Annotated in this window: 18 protein-coding genes; 16 read left to right on the top strand and 2 right to left on the bottom strand. The window is 70.4% G+C overall.

Annotated features, from left to right (window positions below):
• Nucleotides 1-5 precede the first annotated feature (5 nt).
• The 16 genes from pgsA to AB0389_RS04685 all read left to right on the top strand — a co-directional run bounded on the left by pgsA (nt 6) and on the right by AB0389_RS04685 (nt 16,418).
• The gene (pgsA, locus tag AB0389_RS04760) at nt 6-680 is read left to right on the top strand and encodes a phosphatidylinositol phosphate synthase (RefSeq protein WP_366393871.1); all 675 of its coding nucleotides are present in this window, start codon (nt 6-8) and stop codon (nt 678-680) included.
• Nucleotides 677-1,588: a phosphatidylinositol mannoside acyltransferase gene (locus tag AB0389_RS04755; protein WP_366393870.1), complete on the top strand. Its 912-nt coding sequence runs from the start codon at nt 677-679 to the stop codon at nt 1,586-1,588. Before pgsA ends, AB0389_RS04755 begins: the two co-directional genes overlap by 4 nt.
• Nucleotides 1,585-2,736 carry a glycosyltransferase family 4 protein gene (locus tag AB0389_RS04750; protein ID WP_366393869.1) on the top strand — a complete coding sequence of 384 codons (1,152 nt, stop codon included), beginning with the start codon at nt 1,585-1,587 and terminating at the stop codon, nt 2,734-2,736. Before AB0389_RS04755 ends, AB0389_RS04750 begins: the two co-directional genes overlap by 4 nt.
• A gap of 595 nt (nt 2,737-3,331) precedes the next feature.
• On the top strand, nt 3,332-3,883 hold the full coding sequence (locus AB0389_RS04745) for a hypothetical protein (protein WP_366394079.1): 552 nt from the start codon (nt 3,332-3,334) through the stop codon (nt 3,881-3,883).
• A gap of 110 nt (nt 3,884-3,993) precedes the next feature.
• Nucleotides 3,994-4,911, top strand: a complete 918-nt coding sequence (gene pdxS / locus AB0389_RS04740) for a pyridoxal 5'-phosphate synthase lyase subunit PdxS (protein ID WP_366393868.1) — start codon at nt 3,994-3,996, stop codon at nt 4,909-4,911.
• A gap of 6 nt (nt 4,912-4,917) precedes the next feature.
• The gene (gene pdxT / locus AB0389_RS04735; protein ID WP_366393867.1) at nt 4,918-5,508 is read left to right on the top strand and encodes a pyridoxal 5'-phosphate synthase glutaminase subunit PdxT; all 591 of its coding nucleotides are present in this window, start codon (nt 4,918-4,920) and stop codon (nt 5,506-5,508) included.
• 62 nt (nt 5,509-5,570) lie between these two features.
• A complete protein-coding gene (locus AB0389_RS04730; protein ID WP_366393866.1) occupies nt 5,571-6,323 on the top strand; it encodes a YebC/PmpR family DNA-binding transcriptional regulator in 753 nt (250 codons plus the stop codon).
• 128 nt (nt 6,324-6,451) lie between these two features.
• Nucleotides 6,452-7,009, top strand: a complete 558-nt coding sequence (ruvC, locus tag AB0389_RS04725; RefSeq protein WP_366393865.1) for a crossover junction endodeoxyribonuclease RuvC — start codon at nt 6,452-6,454, stop codon at nt 7,007-7,009.
• Entirely contained in the window at nt 7,006-7,632 is a 627-nt protein-coding gene (gene ruvA, locus AB0389_RS04720; RefSeq protein ID WP_366393864.1) for a Holliday junction branch migration protein RuvA, read from the top strand. Before ruvC ends, ruvA begins: the two co-directional genes overlap by 4 nt.
• 67 nt (nt 7,633-7,699) lie before the next feature.
• Nucleotides 7,700-8,782 (top strand): Holliday junction branch migration DNA helicase RuvB, encoded by a 1,083-nt coding sequence (gene ruvB / locus AB0389_RS04715; protein WP_366393863.1) that lies wholly within the window; start codon nt 7,700-7,702, stop codon nt 8,780-8,782.
• Between the two features lie 165 nt (nt 8,783-8,947).
• The gene (gene yajC / locus AB0389_RS04710) at nt 8,948-9,505 is read left to right on the top strand and encodes a preprotein translocase subunit YajC (protein WP_366393862.1); all 558 of its coding nucleotides are present in this window, start codon (nt 8,948-8,950) and stop codon (nt 9,503-9,505) included.
• Nucleotides 9,506-9,648: 143 nt separating this feature from the next.
• A complete protein-coding gene (gene secD / locus AB0389_RS04705; RefSeq protein ID WP_366393861.1) occupies nt 9,649-11,397 on the top strand; it encodes a protein translocase subunit SecD in 1,749 nt (582 codons plus the stop codon).
• Between the two features lies 1 nt (nt 11,398).
• The gene (gene secF, locus AB0389_RS04700; RefSeq protein WP_366393860.1) at nt 11,399-12,523 is read left to right on the top strand and encodes a protein translocase subunit SecF; all 1,125 of its coding nucleotides are present in this window, start codon (nt 11,399-11,401) and stop codon (nt 12,521-12,523) included.
• Nucleotides 12,520-13,065 carry an adenine phosphoribosyltransferase gene (locus AB0389_RS04695; protein ID WP_366393859.1) on the top strand — a complete coding sequence of 182 codons (546 nt, stop codon included), beginning with the start codon at nt 12,520-12,522 and terminating at the stop codon, nt 13,063-13,065. The genes secF and AB0389_RS04695 overlap by 4 nt, the downstream gene beginning before the upstream one ends.
• Before the next feature lie 194 nt (nt 13,066-13,259).
• Nucleotides 13,260-13,679: a hypothetical protein gene (locus AB0389_RS04690; RefSeq protein ID WP_366393858.1), complete on the top strand. Its 420-nt coding sequence runs from the start codon at nt 13,260-13,262 to the stop codon at nt 13,677-13,679.
• A gap of 222 nt (nt 13,680-13,901) precedes the next feature.
• Entirely contained in the window at nt 13,902-16,418 is a 2,517-nt protein-coding gene (locus tag AB0389_RS04685; protein WP_366393857.1) for a bifunctional (p)ppGpp synthetase/guanosine-3',5'-bis(diphosphate) 3'-pyrophosphohydrolase, read from the top strand.
• Nucleotides 16,419-16,501: 83 nt separating this feature from the next.
• On the opposite strand, the gene AB0389_RS04680 is transcribed toward AB0389_RS04685, so the two are convergent.
• A complete protein-coding gene (locus AB0389_RS04680; protein WP_366393856.1) occupies nt 16,502-17,731 on the bottom strand; it encodes a DUF349 domain-containing protein in 1,230 nt (409 codons plus the stop codon).
• A 150-nt stretch (nt 17,732-17,881) separates the two neighbouring features.
• Nucleotides 17,882-18,670, bottom strand: a complete 789-nt coding sequence (locus AB0389_RS04675) for a peptidylprolyl isomerase (RefSeq protein WP_366393855.1) — start codon at nt 18,668-18,670, stop codon at nt 17,882-17,884.
• Between the last annotated feature and the right edge of the window lie 9 nt (nt 18,671-18,679).

Here is an 18,679-nt window from a genome sequence, read left to right as displayed (position 1 = left end):
AGGCCATGCTGAACAAGTACGCGCGTGCATTCTTCACGCGTGTCCTCACGCCGTTCGCCGCATTTCTGCTCCGACGCGGAGTCAGCCCGGACGCGGTCACCCTCATCGGCACCGCCGGGGTGATGGCGGGTGCGCTGGCCTTCTTCCCCCGCGGGGAGTTCTTCTGGGGCACCATCGTCATCACCGTCTTCGTCTTCTCCGACCTCGTCGACGGCAACATGGCGCGGCAGGCGGGGATCACCAGCCGCTGGGGCGCCTTCCTGGATTCGACGCTCGACCGGGTCGCGGACGGCGCGATCTTCGCCGGCTTCGCGCTCTGGTACGCGGGCGACGGGGACAGCATCACCCTCTGCGCCGTCGCGATCTTCTGTCTCGCCAGCGGCCAGGTCGTCTCGTACACGAAGGCGCGGGGCGAGTCCATCGGGCTGCCCGTGGCCGTCAACGGGCTCATCGAGCGTGCCGAACGGCTCGTCATCTCCCTCGTCGCCGCCGGCCTGGCGGGCCTGCACGCCTTCGGCGTGCCCGGCATCGACATCCTGCTGCCGATCGCGCTGTGGATCGTCGCCGCCGGCAGCCTCGTGACCCTCGGCCAGCGCGTCGTCACCGTACGGCGCGAGTCCGCCGAGGCCGACGCCGCGGCGGCCGAGAGCCCCACCCGGGAGAGTGGGGCCACCTCATGAGCGCCGCGAGCGACCGGGTGACCGACGCGCTGTACGGGATCGGCTGGAGCGCCGTCAAGCGGCTCCCCGAGCCCCTCGCGAACGCCCTGGGCCGGACCGTCGCGGACACCGCGTGGAAACGGCGCGGCGGCAGCGTGCTGCGGCTGGAGTCCAACCTCGCCCGCGTGGTCCCCGACGCGAGTCCCGAACGCCTGGCCGCGCTCTCCCGGGCCGGCATGCGCTCGTACACGCGCTACTGGATGGAGTCGTTCCGGCTGCCCGGCTGGAGCAAGGAGCGCGTGCGCGACGGCGTCGAGATCAAGGACATCGACCTCGTCTTCGACGGCCTCACCACCGGCCGGGGCGTCATCCTGGTCCTGCCGCACATGGCGAACTGGGACCTGGCCGGCGCGTGGCTCACCCGCGCCCACGACGTGCCCTTCACCACCGTCGTCGAGCGGCTCAAACCGGAGAAGCTCTTCGACCGGTTCGTCGCCTACCGCGAGAGCCTGGGCATGGAGGTCGTACCGCACACCGGCGGCACCGCCTTCGGAACCCTTGCCCGCCGGCTGCGCGCCGGCGGTCTCGTCTGCCTCGTCGCCGACCGCGACCTGTCGGCGTCAGGCGTCGAGGTCGACTTCTTCGGCGACCGGGCGAGGATGCCGGCCGGCCCCGCGCTCCTGGCCCAGCGGACGGGAGCGCTGCTGCTGCCGACCGTCCTGTGGTTCGACGGCTCACCCGTCCTGCGCGGCCAGGTCTTCCCCGCCGTCGAGGTCCCCGGAACAGGTACCCGCGCCGAAAAAACGTCTGTGATGACACAGGCGGTGGCCGACGTCTTCGCCACCGGAATCGCCGAGCACCCGGAGGACTGGCACATGCTGCAACGTCTTTGGCTCGCGGACCTCGACCCGGGCGGGGGCTCCCGGTGAGGATCGGAATCGTCTGCCCATACTCCTGGGACGTACCGGGCGGCGTCCAGTTCCACATCAGAGACCTGGCCGAACACCTCATCCGGCTCGGCCACGAAGTCTCCGTCCTCGCCCCCGCGGACGACGAGACCCCCCTGCCCCCGTACGTCGTCTCGGCCGGCCGCGCCGTCCCCGTCCCGTACAACGGCTCCGTCGCCCGCCTCAACTTCGGCTTCCTGTCGGCCGCGCGGGTCCGCCGCTGGCTGCACGACGGCACCTTCGACGTCATCCACATCCACGAACCGGCCTCGCCGTCGCTCGGCCTGCTCAGCTGCTGGGCCGCGCAGGGCCCCATCGTCGCCACCTTCCACACCTCCAACCCGCGCTCCCGCGCCATGATCGCGGCCTACCCGATCCTCCAGCCCGCGCTGGAGAAGATCAGCGCCCGCATCGCCGTCAGCGAGTACGCGCGGCGCACCCTCGTCGAACACCTGGGCGGCGACGCCGTCGTCATCCCCAACGGCGTCGACGTCGACTTCTTCGCCCGGGCCGACGTCAACCAGGCGTGGCAGGGCGACACCATCGGCTTCATCGGCCGCATCGACGAGCCCCGCAAGGGCCTGCCCGTCCTGATGGAAGCCCTCCCGGAGATCCTCGCCGCCCGCCCCGGGACCCGGCTGCTGGTGGCGGGCCGCGGCGACGAACGGGAAGCGGTGGCGCGGCTCCCCAGGGACATGCGCGAACGCGTCGAGTTCCTCGGCATGATCAGCGACACCGACAAAGCGAGGCTGCTGCGCAGCGTCGACCTTTACGTCGCGCCCAACACCGGCGGCGAGAGCTTCGGCATCATCCTCGTCGAGGCGCTGTCCGCCGGCGCGGCGGTCCTGGCCAGCGACCTGGACGCGTTCGCCCAGGTCCTCGACCACGGCGCCGCGGGCGAACTCTTCACCAACGAGGACGCCTCCGCGCTGGCCCGCGCGGCCGTCCGCCTCCTCGCCGACCCGGACCGCCGCGCGGCGCTGCGGGGGCGCGGGAGCGCGCATGTACGGCGCTTCGACTGGTCGACGGTCGGCGCGGATATTCTGGCGGTGTACGAGACGGTGACGGACGGGGCGGCGTCGGTGGCGACGGACGAACGAACGGGGCTGCGGGCGAGGTTCGGCCGCTAGCGCCTAACGCCTCCCGGCGGGGGGTCGTGGTCTGTGCGTCAGTTTGGGCTGGGCCGGGCTGTTCCGGTGCCGGGGGCCGGGGCACTCCGGAGGCGCATCCCCGGATGCATGATTTACGCCGCGTGCGGCGGCGTTCTTTGACTGCGGGCGCGTACAGCGGCACAAATCACGCTCTACATCCGGGGACGTCACCTCCTGCGACCCCGGCCCCCTCCGGTCGGTGGTCGGCTCGCGCGCAAACGGCCGTGCCCGGCCGGGGCGGGTGGTTCTGTGACGGGCCGGTGAAGGGGGCACCGCAGGGGGTATGTGTCCGGACGTAAAGCGCGATTTGTGCCGCTGAACGAGACCCGCGGGTACGGTCCGGCCCGCACGCGGCGTAAATCGTGCAGTCCGGGCACGTGCCCCCGGAGGGGCACCCGGCAACAACCCGCAGGTGTGCGCCGGGCCGAGCCTGAGACGGACCCCGGCCCCCGGCCGCCACCCGCAGGTACCCACCGGGCTGAGCCCGTGACGGACCCCGCCACCCGCAGGTACCCACCGGGCCCCGCCCAAGACAAACCCACGGCCCCCCGCCGGGAGGCGAGAGGCGACTAGCCTGCCGGGCGTGACTTCTCTTGTTTGGATCGTTGTTTTCGTTGTCGCCGTGGGGCTCTATCTCAGTTGGACCGCCGGGCGGCTCGACCGCTTGCATACGCGGATCGACGCCGCCCGCGCCGCGCTCGACGCGCAGTTGCTGAGGCGGGCCTCCGTGACGCAGGAGCTGGCGTCGTCGGGGGTGCTCGATCCGGCCGCGTCGATCGTGCTGTACCAGGCCGCGCACGCCGCGCGGCAGGCCGAGGAGGAACAGCGGGAGGTGGCGGAGAGCGAGTTGAGCCAGGCGCTGCGGGCCGTGTTCGGGGAGGCGGCTCAGGTGGAGGCGGTGCGGGAGGCGCCGGGGGGCGTGGAGGCCGCCGAGGAGCTCGCCGCGGCGGTCCGGCGTGTGCCGATGGCGCGGCGGTTCCACAACGACGCCGTACGGGCCGCCCGCGCACTGCGTCGGCACCGCAAGGTGCGCTGGTTCCGGCTCGCCGGTCACGCGCCGTTCCCGCTCGCGTTCGAGATGGACGATGTGCCACCGGTGGCGCTGGCCGCCCGGCCGGGCGGCTGAGCGGGGAGAACGAGCCACCGCGTACCCATTGGCCCTTGTGGTGGACCGGGTGCGGGGCGTTCTCTGGAGGGGCCGTAAGCCCTGTTGTTTTCAGCCAGTGAGGTAGCTCCGTGTCCACTACGCTTCCCGCCCAGTCCGCCGACACCTCCTCGACCGGCACCGCGCGCGTCAAGCGCGGGATGGCCGAGCAGCTGAAGGGCGGCGTGATCATGGACGTCGTCACCCCGGAGCAGGCGAAGATCGCCGAGGACGCGGGCGCGGTGGCCGTGATGGCGCTGGAGCGGGTGCCGGCGGACATCCGCAAGGACGGCGGCGTGGCGCGGATGTCGGACCCGGACATGATCGAGGGGATCATCGGCGCGGTCTCGATCCCGGTGATGGCCAAGTCGCGCATCGGCCACTTCGTGGAGGCGCAGGTCCTTCAGTCGCTCGGCGTGGACTACATCGACGAGTCGGAGGTGCTGACCCCGGCGGACGAGGTGAACCACTCGGACAAGTGGGCGTTCACCACGCCGTTCGTCTGTGGCGCCACCAACCTCGGTGAGGCGCTGCGCCGGATCGCCGAGGGCGCGGCGATGATCCGGTCGAAGGGCGAGGCCGGTACGGGCAATGTCGTGGAGGCCGTACGGCATCTGCGGCAGATCAAGAACGAGATCGCCAGGCTGCGCGGGTACGACAACAACGAGCTGTACGCGGCGGCCAAGGAGCTGCGCGCCCCGTACGAGATCGTCAAGGAGGTCGCCGCGCTCGGCAAGCTGCCGGTGGTGCTCTTCTCCGCGGGCGGGGTCGCCACCCCGGCGGACGCCGCGCTGATGCGGCAGCTCGGCGCCGAGGGCGTCTTCGTGGGCTCGGGCATCTTCAAGTCCGGCGACCCGGCCAAGCGCGCCGCCGCGATCGTGAAGGCCACCACGTTCTACGACGACCCGAAGATCATCGCGGAGGCGTCCAGGAACCTCGGCGAGGCGATGGTCGGCATCAACTGCGACACCCTCCCCGAGACCGAGCGCTATGCGAACCGTGGCTGGTAAGCACCTATGAGCGCACCTGTGATCGGAGTGCTGGCGCTCCAGGGCGACGTCCGGGAGCATCTGGACGCGCTGACGGCGGCGGGCGCCGACGCCAGGTCCGTACGGCGCCCGGCGGAACTCGACGCCGTCGAGGGGCTGGTGATCCCCGGCGGCGAGTCCACGACGATGTCCAAGCTCGCCGTGCTCTTCGGGATGCTGGAGCCGCTGCGTACGCGGGTGAGGACCGGCATGCCGGTGTACGGCACCTGTGCCGGTCTGATCATGCTCGCGGAGAAGATCCTCGACCCGCGGTCGGGCCAGGAGACGGTCGGCGGGATCGACATGATCGTGCGCCGCAACGCCTTCGGCCGGCAGAACGAGTCCTTCGAGGCGGCCGTGGAGGTCGCGGGGGTGGCGGGCGGTCCCGTCGAGGGGGTCTTCATCCGGGCGCCGTGGGTGGAGTCGGTGGGCGCGGGCGTGGAGGTGCTCGCGGAGTACGGCGGGCATGTGGTCGCCGTACGGCAGGGCGCCGCGCTCGCGACGTCGTTCCACCCCGAACTCACGGGGGACCATCGCCTGCACCGTTTCTTCACCGACATGGTGCGCTCCGCACGGTGACCCGGTCCCGGTAGGATCGCTGCCGAACGGAGCAGGATTGGTTACGCGAAGGAGACAGGCAGATGTCCGGCCACTCTAAATGGGCTACGACGAAGCACAAGAAGGCCGTGATCGACGCCAAGCGCGGCAAGCTCTTCGCGAAGCTGATCAAGAACATCGAGGTCGCGGCCCGCACCGGCGGGGCCGATGTCGACGGCAACCCGACCCTTTTCGACGCCATCCAGAAGGCGAAGAAGAGTTCGGTGCCGAACAAGAACATCGACTCGGCCGTCAAGCGCGGCGCCGGTCTTGAGGCCGGTGGCGCGGACTACGAGACGATCATGTACGAGGGTTACGGCCCGAACGGCGTCGCGGTGCTCATCGAGTGCCTCACCGACAACCGCAACCGCGCCGCCTCCGACGTGCGTGTCGCCATGACCCGCAACGGTGGCTCGATGGCCGACCCGGGTTCCGTCTCGTACCTGTTCAACCGCAAGGGCGTCGTGATCGTCCCCAAGGGCGAGCTGTCCGAGGACGACGTCCTGGGCGCCGTCCTGGACGCCGGCGCGGAGGAGGTCAACGACCTCGGCGAGCAGTTCGAGGTGCTCAGCGAGGCCACGGACCTGGTCGCGGTCCGTACCTCCCTCCAGGAGGCCGGCATCGACTACGACTCGGCCGACGCCAACTTCGTCCCGACCATGCAGGTCGAGCTGGACGAGGAGGGCGCGCGCAAGATCTTCAAGCTGATCGACGCCCTGGAGGACAGCGACGACGTGCAGAACGTCTTCGCCAACTTCGACGTCTCCGACGACGTCATGGAGAAGGTCGACGCCTGACACCGCCTCATCCGACGGGCCGACGGGAGCTCCAGCCGTCGGCCCGTCGGCCTGTCCGCACGGCGCGTTGTCAGTGGTGACCGATACTGTGCCGATCAGCGGGAACACAGGAGCGAGGGAGGGGCGCGATGCGGGTGCTGGGAGTTGACCCCGGGCTGACCCGGTGCGGGATCGGGGTGGTCGAGGGCGTCGCGGGCCGGCCGCTCACGATGCTCGGCGTCGGCGTCGTCCGTACCCCCTCCGACGGTGAGATCGGCCCGCGGCTGGTCGCCATCGAGCGCGGCATCGAGGCCTGGCTGGACGAGCACCGGCCCGAACTCGTCGCGGTGGAGCGCGTGTTCGCCCAGCACAACGTCCGTACGGTGATGGGCACCGCCCAGGCCAGCGCGGTCGCCATGCTCTGCGCCTCCCGGCGCGGCATCCCCGTCACGCTCCACACCCCCAGCGAGGTCAAGGCCGCCATCACCGGCAGCGGGCGCGCGGACAAGGCGCAGGTCGGCGCGATGGTGACCCGGCTGCTGCGGCTCGCCGAGCCGCCCAAACCGGCGGACGCGGCGGACGCCCTGGCGCTCGCCATCTGCCACATCTGGCGCGCCCCCGCGATGAACCGCCTCCAGCAGGCGCAGGCCGCGGCGCGCCCGTCCCGTATCCCCAGCACCGCATCCGTACGGAAGGTCACCCGATGATCGCCTTCGTCAGCGGCCCGGTCGCCGCGCTCGCCCCCACCACCGCCGTGGTCGAGGTCGGCGGCATCGGCATGGCCGTCCAGTGCACGCCGGGGACGCTCGCCGGGCTGCGCGTCGGCGCGCCGACGCGGCTCGCCACCTCGCTGGTCGTACGGGAGGACTCGCTCACCCTGTACGGCTTCGCGGACGACGACGAGCGCCAGGTCTTCGAGCTGCTCCAGAGCGCCAGCGGGGTCGGGCCCCGGCTGGCGCAGGCGATGCTCGCCGTACACAGCCCGGACGCGCTGCGCCTGGCGGTCTCCACCGGTGACGAGAAGGCGCTCACCGCGGTCCCCGGCATCGGCAAGAAGGGCGCGCAGAAACTCCTGCTCGAACTCAAGGACCGGCTCGGCGCCCCGGTCGGTGCCGTGGTCGGCCGGCAGAGCACCGGTGCGCACGCCCCCGCCGCCTGGCACGACCAGCTGCACGCGGCGCTGATCGGCCTTGGCTATGCGGCCCGGGAGGCCGACGAGGCGGTCGCCCTGGTCACCCCCCAGGCCGAGGCCGCGCTGGCGGAAGGCGCCGAGCCGCCCGTACCGCGGCTGCTGCGCGCCGCGCTCCAGAGCCTGAACCGGACGCGGTGACCCGGCCCGCCGCCGGCGCCCGCCTTCCCGTGCTTCCCCGTGTTTTTACGCCCCGAGGTGAATCAGAGTGAACTGGGACGACACCAGCGAGACCGAGGCGCCGGACGACGCGGCCGAGCGGCTCGTCGGCGCGTCCGCCGACGGTGAGGACCAGGCCGTCGAGGCGGCGCTGCGCCCCAAGTCGCTGGGCGAGTTCGTGGGCCAGGAGCGGGTGCGCGAGCAGCTCGACCTGGTGCTCAAGGCGGCCCTGGCGCGCGGCGCCACCGCCGACCACGTCCTGCTCTCCGGCGCCCCCGGGCTCGGCAAGACCACCCTCTCCATGATCATCGCGGCCGAGATGAACGCGCCGATCCGGATCACCTCGGGGCCCGCCATCCAGCACGCCGGCGATCTCGCCGCGATCCTCTCCTCCCTCCAGGAGGGAGAGGTCCTCTTCCTCGACGAGATCCACCGGATGTCCCGGCCCGCCGAGGAAATGCTCTACATGGCGATGGAGGACTTCCGGGTCGACGTCATCGTCGGCAAGGGTCCGGGAGCCACCGCCATCCCGCTGGAGCTGCCGCCCTTCACCCTGGTCGGCGCGACCACCAGGGCCGGGCTGCTGCCGCCCCCGCTCCGTGACCGCTTCGGCTTCACCGGCCACATGGAGTTCTACACGAGCACCGAGCTGGAGCGCGTCATCCACCGTTCGGCCCAGCTCCTCGACCTGGAAATCGACGCCGACGCCGGGGCCGAGATCGCCGGACGCTCCCGCGGCACGCCCCGGATCGCCAACCGGCTGCTGCGCCGCGTCCGCGACTACGCGCAGGTCAAGGCCGACGGCCACATCACCCGTGAGGTGGCCGCCGTGGCGCTGGGGGTGTACGAGGTCGACGCCCGGGGCCTCGACCGGCTCGACCGGGCCGTGCTCCTGGCCCTGCTCAAACTCTTCGGCGGCGGGCCCGTGGGGCTGTCCACCCTGGCGGTGGCCGTGGGGGAGGAGCGCGAGACCGTCGAGGAGGTCGCGGAGCCCTTCCTCGTACGGGAGGGGCTGCTGGCCCGTACCCCGCGCGGCCGGGTGGCGACGCCCGCCGCCTGGACGCACCTCGGGCTCGTACCCCCGGCGCCGGCCGGGGGCACGGGCGGGCAGGCCGGTCTCTTCGGGGGGTGACGGCGAAGGCGCCCGAGGTGCCAGGAACCCCGGGGTGGTGCCGGGCGTTGTTCCAATGATGCGGACTCGCTTAGACTCCGCCGATGCCGCACCTACAGGTCGGCATACCCACCCCCGTATATCAGGCCGCCCGACAGCGCGGTCGTGCGAAGGAAGTTCCCTCCCGTGAGTCTCGCCGCCTTGTTCCCCTTCGTCCTGCTCATCGGGGCCATGTTCCTGATGACCCGGTCCGCCAAGAAGAAGCAGCAGGCCGCTGTGCAGATGCGCAACGAAATGCAGCCCGGCTCGGGCGTCCGCACCATCGGTGGCATGTATGCCACCGTCAAGGAGGTGCACGAGGACATGGTCGTGCTGGAGGTCGCGCCGGGCGTTCACGCGATCTACGCGAAGAACGCCATCGGTGCCGTGCTGGACGACGACGAGTACAACCGCATCGTGCACGGCGAGGACGACCTCGACGAGGACACTCCGGTCGTCCCGGACGACGCCTCCTCGCTGACCGAGGGGATCGCGGCCGACGAGGCCCGTATCGACCTGGGCAAGAAGCCCGGGAGCGCCGACGCCGACAAGGCCGAGGACGCGAAGGCCGCCACCGGAACCACGGACGCCGAGTCCGACGTCAAGGCCGAGGACAAGGCCGACGTCACGGCGGAGACCGGGCCCGAGGGCGTCAAGGCCGAGGCCAAGGACGCCAAGGCCGACGGCGAGGCCGACGCGAAGTAGTCTCGTCCTCGCCGACGGGCCGTCCAACGGCGCTCCACGGCACAGGGTCGCGCTGAATTCTGCGGGGGCAGGTCCCCACAACACTTCGTGGCCGCTCCGGCGCACACCCGGCGTGGGGCGGTTGGACAGGGAGAAACGAGAAGGTGGCAGCACCTAATAAGGGCCGAAGGCAAGCGGGGTCCCCAGGCAGGCCGGGCCGCACCCTGGCACTGTTCCTGATTGCCATGGTCGCCCTCACGGGCGGAATGTTCTGGTCCGGTCATGTCACACCACGGCTGGGGATCGACCTCGCGGGCGGTACGAGCATCACGCTCGAGGCGAAGAACACCCCGGGCAAGCCGAACGCGATCAACAAGACCAACATGGACACCGCCGTCAGCATCATCGAGCGGCGTGTGAACGGTCTTGGTGTCTCCGAGGCGGAGGTGCAGACCCAGGGCGAGAAGAACATCATCGTCAACATCCCCAAGGGGACGAACGAGAAGCAGGCCCAGAAGCAGGTCGGCACCACGGCCCAGCTGTACTTCCGGCCCGTGCTGACCGTCGCCGCGGGCGCTCCGATCACCGCGCAGCCCTCCACCTCCCCGAGCGGCAGCCCTTCTCCCTCGGCCAGTGCCAGTGCGGACAAGGCCGAAAACAGCGACAAGGCGGGCGACGCCGAATCGTCGCCCACCCCGACGTCCAGCGCCACCACCCAGGGCCGTGCCGTCACGGACGCCCTGAAGAAGGACACGACGCCCAGCCCCACCCCGTCGGCCACCGCCGGCGGTGACGCTGCCTCGGCCGCCCTGGAGAAGACGTTCACCACCCTGGACTGCTCCAAGCAGGCCCAGCGCACCGCGGTCAACCAGGACGCCGCGCCCAAGGACACGATCGTGGCCTGCGGCAAGAACTCGGGCGGCGAGTGGGAGAAGTACGTACTCGGCCCGGCCGAGATCGAGGGCACGGACGTCGACGACGCCAAGGGCGTGTTTGATCAGCGGCGTGGCATGTGGATCGTCACCATGGACTTCACCAGTGGTGGCACCAAGAAGTTCTCGACCATCACCGGCAAGCTCGCCCAGCAGCAGTCGCCGATGAACCAGTTCGCCATCGTGCTCGACGGCGACGTCGTCTCGGCTCCTTCGGTGGGCACCCAACTCGGCTCCAACGCCGAGATCTCCGGCAGCTTCACCCAGCAGTCCGCCCAGGACCTGGCGAACATCCTGTCCTACGGCGCGCTGCCCCTCAGCTTCCAGGAGCAGAGCGTCACCACGGTCACCGCCGCGCTCGGCGGCGAGCAGCTGGAGGCCGGTCTGATCGCCGGCGCCATCGGCCTCGTCCTGGTGATCATCTACCTGGTGGCGTACTACCGCGGCCTCGCGGCCATCGCGATCGTGAGCCTCGGCGCCTCGGGTGTCCTGACGTACACGATCATGTCGCTCCTCGGCCCCGGCATCGGCTTCGCGCTGAACCTGCCCGCCGTCTGCGGCGCGATCGTCGCCATCGGTATCACCGCGGACTCGTTCATCGTGTACTTCGAACGCGTCCGTGACGAGATCCGGGAGGGCCGTACGCTCCGCCCGGCCGTCGAGCGTGCCTGGCCGCGCGCCCGGCGCACCATCCTGGTCTCCGACTTCGTGTCGTTCCTGGCCGCCGCGGTGCTCTTTGTGGTCACCGTCGGCAAGGTCCAGGGCTTCGCGTTCACCCTCGGCCTGACCACGCTCCTCGACGTGGTCGTCGTGATGTTCTTCACCAAGCCGGTGATGACGCTCCTGGCCCGTACGAAGTTCTTCTCCAGCGGTCACCCCTGGTCCGGGCTCGACCCGAAGCGGCTCGGCGCCAAGCCGCCCCTGCGCCGCTCCAGGCCCGTCGCCCGCGTCAGCGTCCCCACCGACCCGAAGGAGGCGTGAGATGTCGAAGCTCGGCGATCTCGGCGCCCGGCTCTACCGCGGTGAAGTCGGTTACGACTTCATCGGGAAGCGCAAGTTCTGGTACGCGATCTCGATCCTGATCACCATCACGGCCATCGTCGCCCTGGCGGTACGCGGGCTCAACATGGGCATCGAGTTCAAGGGCGGCGCCGTCTTCACCATCCCGAAGACGGACGCCTCCATCTCGCAGGTCCAGGAGGACACCGAGCGGGCGTCGGGACACGACGCCATCGTGCAGAAGCTCGGCAACGGCACGATGCGCGTCCAGGTCACCGAACTGGACACCGCGCAGTCCGCCAAGGTGAAGACCCAGCTCGCCAAGGACCTCAACGTCGACGAGAACAAGATCGCGGCCGATCTCGTCGGGCCCAGCTGGGGCGAGACCATCGCCAACAAGGCGTGGAACGGTCTGGCGATCTTCATGGTCCTGGTGGTGATCTATCTGGCGATCGCCTTCGAGTGGCGCATGGCGGTCGCGGCCCTGATCGCCCTGATCCACGACCTCACCATCACCGTCGGCGTCTACGCCCTGGTGGGCTTCGAGGTCACGCCCGGTACGGTGATCGGTCTGCTCACCATCCTCGGTTACTCCCTCTACGACACCGTCGTCGTCTTCGACAGTCTCAAGGAGGGGTCCGACAAGATCACCAAGCAGACCCGCTGGACCTACAGCGAGGTCGCGAACCGCTCGATCAACAGCACGCTGGTGCGGTCCATCAACACCACCGTGGTCGCGCTGCTCCCGGTCGCCGGTCTGCTCTTCATCGGCGGCGGCTTCCTCGGCGCCGGCATGCTGAACGACATCTCGCTGTCGCTCTTCGTCGGCCTCGCGGCCGGCGCGTACTCCTCGATCTTCATCGCCACCCCGCTCGTCGCGGACCTCAAGGAACGCGACCCGCAGATCAAGGCCCTGAAGAAGCGGGTGCTCGCCAAGCGGGCCGCCGCTGCCGCCAAGGGCGAGCCCGCGGACGGCTCCGGTGAGGACGCGGACGGCGGTGACGAGGACGGCGCGGACGGTACGGAGCCCGGCGCGCCCGCTCCGGCCGGCGCCGCCGCGGGCCGGAGCGGCCGTGGCCGCCCCTCGGGACCGGGGAGGCGTCGATGACCGACACCAGCACCCGGGAGCTGCTGCTCAGCCGCATCCGTGACGTCGCCGACTACCCCAAGCCGGGCGTGGTGTTCAAGGACATCACCCCGCTGCTCGCCGACCCGAAGGCGTTCACCGCCCTGACCGACGCGCTCGTCGAGCTCTGCGTCCGGTACGGCGCGACCAAGATCGTCGGCCTGGAGGCGCGCGGCTTCATCCTGGCCGCCCCGGTCGCGGTCCGGGCCGGCGTCGGGTTCATCCCCGTACGCAAGGCGGGCAAGCTCCCCGGAGCCACCCTCGCCCAGTCGTACGACCTGGAGTACGGCTCCGCCGAGATCGAGATCCACGCCGAGGACCTGGACGGCACCGACCGGGTCCTCGTCATCGACGACGTGCTGGCCACCGGCGGCACGGCCGAGGCGTCCCTGGAACTCGTCCGGCGCGCCGGAGCCCGGGTCGTGGGCGTGGCCGTCCTCATGGAGCTGGGTTTCCTGGGCGGTCGCGCCCGGCTGGAGCCCGCGCTCGACGGGGCTCCGCTGGAGGCCCTGATCACGCTCTGACGGATTCACGGCTCTCGGGCGGGTACTCGGATCGTCGAGTGCCCGCCCGAACTGCTGCGTGGGCCCGGCCGCACGGACGTAGTGCAAGCTCAGGGACTGCTCAAATCACTTGTGGTGCCCAAGGGGTCACTGGTTAGTATTGAGCAGCACGCATCGCTCAAATGTTCGAGTGTGCGAAACGGGAGGAATCTAGAATGTCTTTTCTGAGGAAGGCTGCGTCGGGGGCAGTGACTCTGGTCTCCGTGGCGGCTCTCACGGCTGTGGCTGCTCCGGTGAGTGTGGCTGCAGAATCAGCGGTCGCGGACGCCTCGGTATCGGTTACGCCCCTCTGCTCCGGCTCATGGAAGAAAGCCGTGGGGATCCCGGGCAAATGGACCACGATAACGGACAGTACTTGCTCCGTATTCGGCAACCCGAAGTACGAGGCTGCCTATGAGTGGACCGCCGAGCGCGGCAAGCCGTGTATCAAGGTCAAGGGCTTCGTGAAGGGCAAGGCGAAGTGGTACGACGCGGGTTGCGGTGCAAAGGGGAAGATCACGAAGGTTCCGTGGGGGAACGTTGCCGCGAGTAAGGCCATCAAGGTCAAGGGGGCCTCGACCTTTCAGTGGCGGTAACGAGCTTCTTGCCGTTCGTACCGCTCCGCTGGAGGCCCTGATCACGCTCTGAGCAGCGCTTTGGCGTATTTCGGCACAGAAGGACGGGCACCCGGGAACAACCGGGTGCCCGTCCCGCGTTATCCAGGGCCCACGTCCCCGGGACGAGAGGGACGCCTGAGGTCGATACCATGGGAACCTCCGGGCCTGACCGGGGGACCTGGATCCGCACGAGGAGCGCCCTTGCCAGAAGAGGTCCAGCCACTGGCCGCCGCAACGCCCGATGGCCCCGCCGACCGGGCCGCCGCGACGGAGTCAGCCGCGGCCCGGGACAAGGCCGTCGCCGCCGACGAGAAGCCCGCGCACCCGGCGGTGGACCCCGCGCCCGTCCCGGCCGCGGAGCGCCCCCCGGTGCCCTCCGGCGCCTCCCGGCAGCCCCCGGCCCCCTCGCGCTCCGGTGGCTCCTCCAACCGCGTACGGGCCAGGCTGGCCCGGCTCGGCGTGCAGCGCTCCTCCCCGTACAACCCCGTCCTGGAACCGCTGCTGCGGACCGTACGGATCAACGACCCCAAGATCGAGACCGCGACGCTCCGGCAGATCGAGAACGCCTACCAGGTCGCCGAGCGCTGGCACCGCGGGCAGAAGCGCAAGAGCGGCGACCCGTACATCACCCACCCCCTCGCGGTGACGACGATCCTGGCCGAGCTGGGCATGGACCCCGCCACCCTGATGGCCGGCCTGCTGCACGACACCGTCGAGGACACCGAGTACGGCCTGGACACCCTGCGCCGCGACTTCGGCGACCAGGTCGCGCTGCTGGTGGACGGTGTCACCAAGCTCGACAAGGTCAAGTTCGGCGAGGCCGCGCAGGCCGAGACCGTCCGCAAGATGGTCGTCGCCATGGCCAAGGACCCGCGCGTCCTGGTCATCAAGCTCGCCGACCGGCTGCACAACATGCGCACCATGCGCTATCTCAAGCGGGAGAAGCAGGAGAAGAAGGCCCGCGAGACGCTGGAGATCTACGCGCCCCTGGCCCACCGGCTGGGCATGAACACCATCAAGTGGGAGCTGGAGGACCTCGCCTTCGCGATCCTCTACCCCAAGATGTACGACGAGATCGTCCGGCTGGTCGCCGAGCGGGCCCCCAAGCGCGACGAATACCTGGCCATAGTGACCGACGAGGTCCAGTCGGACCTGCGCGCGGCCCGGATCAAGGCCACCGTCACCGGCCGGCCGAAGCACTACTACAGCGTCTACCAGAAGATGATCGTCCGCGGCCGGGACTTCGCGGAGATCTACGACCTGGTCGGCATCCGCGTGCTCGTCGACACCGTCCGCGACTGCTACGCGGCGCTCGGCACCGTCCACGCCCGGTGGAATCCGGTGCCCGGGCGGTTCAAGGACTACATCGCGATGCCCAAGTTCAACATGTACCAGTCGCTGCACACGACGGTCATCGGGCCCAACGGCAAGCCGGTCGAACTCCAGATCCGCACCTTCGACATGCACCGCCGCGCCGAGTACGGCATCGCCGCGCACTGGAAGTACAAGCAGGAGGCCGTCGCCGGCGCCTCCAAGGTCCGTACGGACGTGCCCAGGAGCTCCGGCCGGGGCGCGGGCCAGGACACCGTCAACGACATGGCGTGGCTGCGCCAGCTGCTGGACTGGCAGAAGGAGACCGAGGACCCCAGCGAGTTCCTGGAGTCGCTCCGCTTCGACCTGTCGCGCAACGAGGTCTTCGTCTTCACGCCCAAGGGCGACGTCATAGCGCTGCCCGCCGGCGCCACCCCCGTCGACTTCGCGTACGCCGTCCATACGGAGGTCGGCCACCGGACCATAGGGGCCCGGGTCAACGGGCGGCTCGTACCGCTCGAATCGACCCTCGACAACGGCGATCTGGTGGAGGTCTTCACCTCCAAGGCGTCCGGCGCGGGCCCGTCCCGCGACTGGCTGGGCTTCGTCAAGTCGCCCCGGGCCAGGAACAAGATCCGCGCGTGGTTCTCCAAGGAGCGCCGCGACGAGGCGATCGAGCAGGGCAAGGACGCCATCGCGCGGGCCATGCGCAAACAGAACCTGCCGATCCAGCGCATCCTCACCGGGGACTCGCTGGTCACCCTCGCGCACGAGATGCGCTACCCCGACATCTCGTCGCTGTACGCGGCGATCGGCGAGGGCCATGTCGCCGCCCAGGGCGTCGTACAGAAGCTGGTGCAGGCGCTCGGCGGCGAGGACGCGGCCAACGAGGACATCGCCGAGAACTCCCCGCCCTCCCACGGCCGTTCCAAACGCCGCTCCAGCACCGACCCCGGTGTCGTCGTCAAGGGCGTCGACGACGTCTGGGTGAAGCTCGCCCGCTGCTGCACCCCGGTCCCGGGCGACCCGATCATCGGCTTCGTCACCCGCGGCAGCGGCATCTCGGTGCACCGTGCCGACTGCCTCAACGTCGACGCGCTCTCCCAGCAGCCCGAGCGGATCAAGGAGGTCGAGTGGGCCCCCACCCAGTCCTCGGTCTTCCTGGTCGCCATCCAGGTCGAGGCGCTGGACCGGTCCCGGCTGCTGTCGGACGTCACCCGCGTCCTCTCCGACCAGCACGTGAACATCCTGTCGGCCGCCGTCCAGACCTCCCGCGACCGCGTCGCCACCTCCCGCTTCACCTTCGAGATGGGCGACCCGAAGCACCTCGGGCACGTCCTGAAGGCGGTACGGGGCGTGGAGGGCGTCTACGACGTCTACCGCGTCACCTCGGCCCGCAGACCGTAGGGCCGACATGACGGAGGGGCTCCCCGTACCTCGGTACGGGGAGCCCCTCCGTCATGCGTCATGGAGAACGGCGCTCCGGGATATCAGCCGCCGAACTCCTGAAGGCCCTTCAGCGCCTGGTCCAGCAGCGCCTGACGGCCCTCCAGCTCCCGGGCGAGCTTGTCGGCCCGGGAGTTGTTGCCCGCCGCGCGCGCCGTGTCGATCTGCCCGCGCAGCTTGTCCACGGCCGCCTGGAGCTGGCCCGTCAGCCCGGCGGCACGCGCCCGCGCCTCCGGGTTGGTACGGCGCCACTCGGTCTCCTCGGACTCCTGAAGCGCCCGCTCCACCGCCTGCATCCGGCCCTCGACCCGCGGCCTGGCGTCCCGCGGCACATGACCGACGGCCTCCCAGCGCTCGTTGAGGGCACGGAAGGACGCCCTGGCCGCCTTGAGGTCCGTGACCGGCACCAGCCGCTCGGCCTCGACCGCGAGCTCCTCCTTGAGCTTGAGGTTCTCGGTCTGCTCGGCGTCCCGCTCGGCGAACACCTCACCGCGCGCCGCGAAGAAGACGTCCTGGGCGCCGCGGAAACGGTTCCACAGCTCGTCCTCGGCCTCGCGCTGGGCGCGGCCCGCCGCCTTCCAGTCCGTCATCAGCTCGCGGTAACGGGCCGCCGTCCCGCCCCAGTCGGTGGAGCCCGACAGCGACTCGGCCTCCGCGACCAGCTTCTCCTTGGCCTTACGGGCCTCCTCGCGCTGCGCGTCGAGCGCCGCGAAGTGGGCCTTGCGGCGCTTGGAGAACCCGGAGCGCGCGTGCGAGAAACGGTGCCACAGCTCGTCGTCGGACTTCCGGTCCAGCCTCGGCAGGCCCTTCCAGATGTCCACCAGCGCCCGCAGCCGCTCGCCGGCCGACCGCCACTGGTCGCTCGCGGCCAGCTCCTCCGCCTCGACGACCAGCGCCTCCTTGGCACCGCGCGCCTCGTCGGTCTGCTTCGCCCGCTGCGCCTTGCGCTCCTCACGACGCGAATCGACCGTGGCGACCAGCGCGTCGAGCCGCTTGCGCAACGCCTCCAGATCGCCCACGGCGTGGTGCTCGTCCACCTGACCGCGCAGGTGGTCGATGGCCACCGTCGCGTCCTTCGCGGACAGGTCGGTGGTCTTCACCCGCCGTTCGAGGAGGCCGATCTCGACAACCAGGCCCTCGTACTTGCGCTCGAAATAGGCCAGAGCCTCCTCCGGAGAGCCTGCCTGCCACGATCCGACGACCTGCTCGCCCTCGGCCGTCCGCACGTACACGGTGCCCGTCTCATCGACACGGCCCCACGGGTCGCTGCTCACAGCGCCTCCTCCAACTGATACCCGCGAGGGGAATGGCCCCCGGGCATCGTCCACAGTTTCCTGGGGCGGGCCGCGCCCGCCCTGCACCAGGTCAATCTAGGCGACCGGCCGCCCGGCTGTCCGCACTCAGCGCGGCCGAAATTCACGCGGTCACGCCTTGTCGACCGTGCCCTTCTCCACGGTGACGGCCTTCTTGGGCGCGCCGTCGCCGCCGCCGCCCTCGACCCCGGCCTTCGCCACGGCCTTCACGGCCTTCAGACCGGCATCGTCCAGCGTCCCGAAGGGCGTGTAGCTGGGGGCCAGCTTGGTGTCCTTGTAGACGAGGAAGAACTGGCTGCCACCGCTGTGCGGCTGGCCGGTATTGGCCATCGCCACCGTGCCCGCGGGATACGTGACGGTGCCGTCCGCGCCCGCCTTGCCGAGGGACGCCAGATTCTCGTCCTCGATCGTGTAGCCGGGGCCGCCGGTGCCGTCGCCCTGCGGGTCACCGCACTGGAGGACGAAGATGCCCTCGGTCGTCAGCCGGTGGCACTTCGTCTTGTCGAAGTACCCCTTGTCCGCGAGCGCCTTGAAGGAGTTCACCGTGTGCGGCGTCTTCTTGGCGTCCATGGCGATCGCGATGGTGCCCTGGTCCGTCTTGAGCGTGAACGTGTACTTCGCCGACTTGTCGATCGTCATCTTCGGCTCGGGCTCGGCGCTCTCGGACTCCGAGGGCGTCGGCGAGGCCGAGGCCTCCGAGGCCTTGTCGCTCTTCGTGTCGTCGCCGGACGACTTCACCGTCGCGTACGCCCCCGCGCCGCCGACCAGTACCACGGACAGTGCGGCGCCGATGACGACATTGCGGACCTTCGCCTGCTTCCGCGCCTCGGCCCGGCGCAACTGCTGCCGCTCGAACTTCTCCCGGGCGAGCTGCCGCCGCCGCTGATCGCTGTTGACCACCGGGTCTTC

Origin of the sequence: Streptomyces sp. NPDC093109, from assembly GCF_040701725.1 — a bacterium.
In the GTDB taxonomy this organism is placed as follows: Bacteria; Actinomycetota; Actinomycetes; order Streptomycetales; family Streptomycetaceae; genus Streptomyces.
Note: the sequence above shows the minus strand (reverse complement) of the source record. Positions and strands in the feature narration are given on the sequence as shown.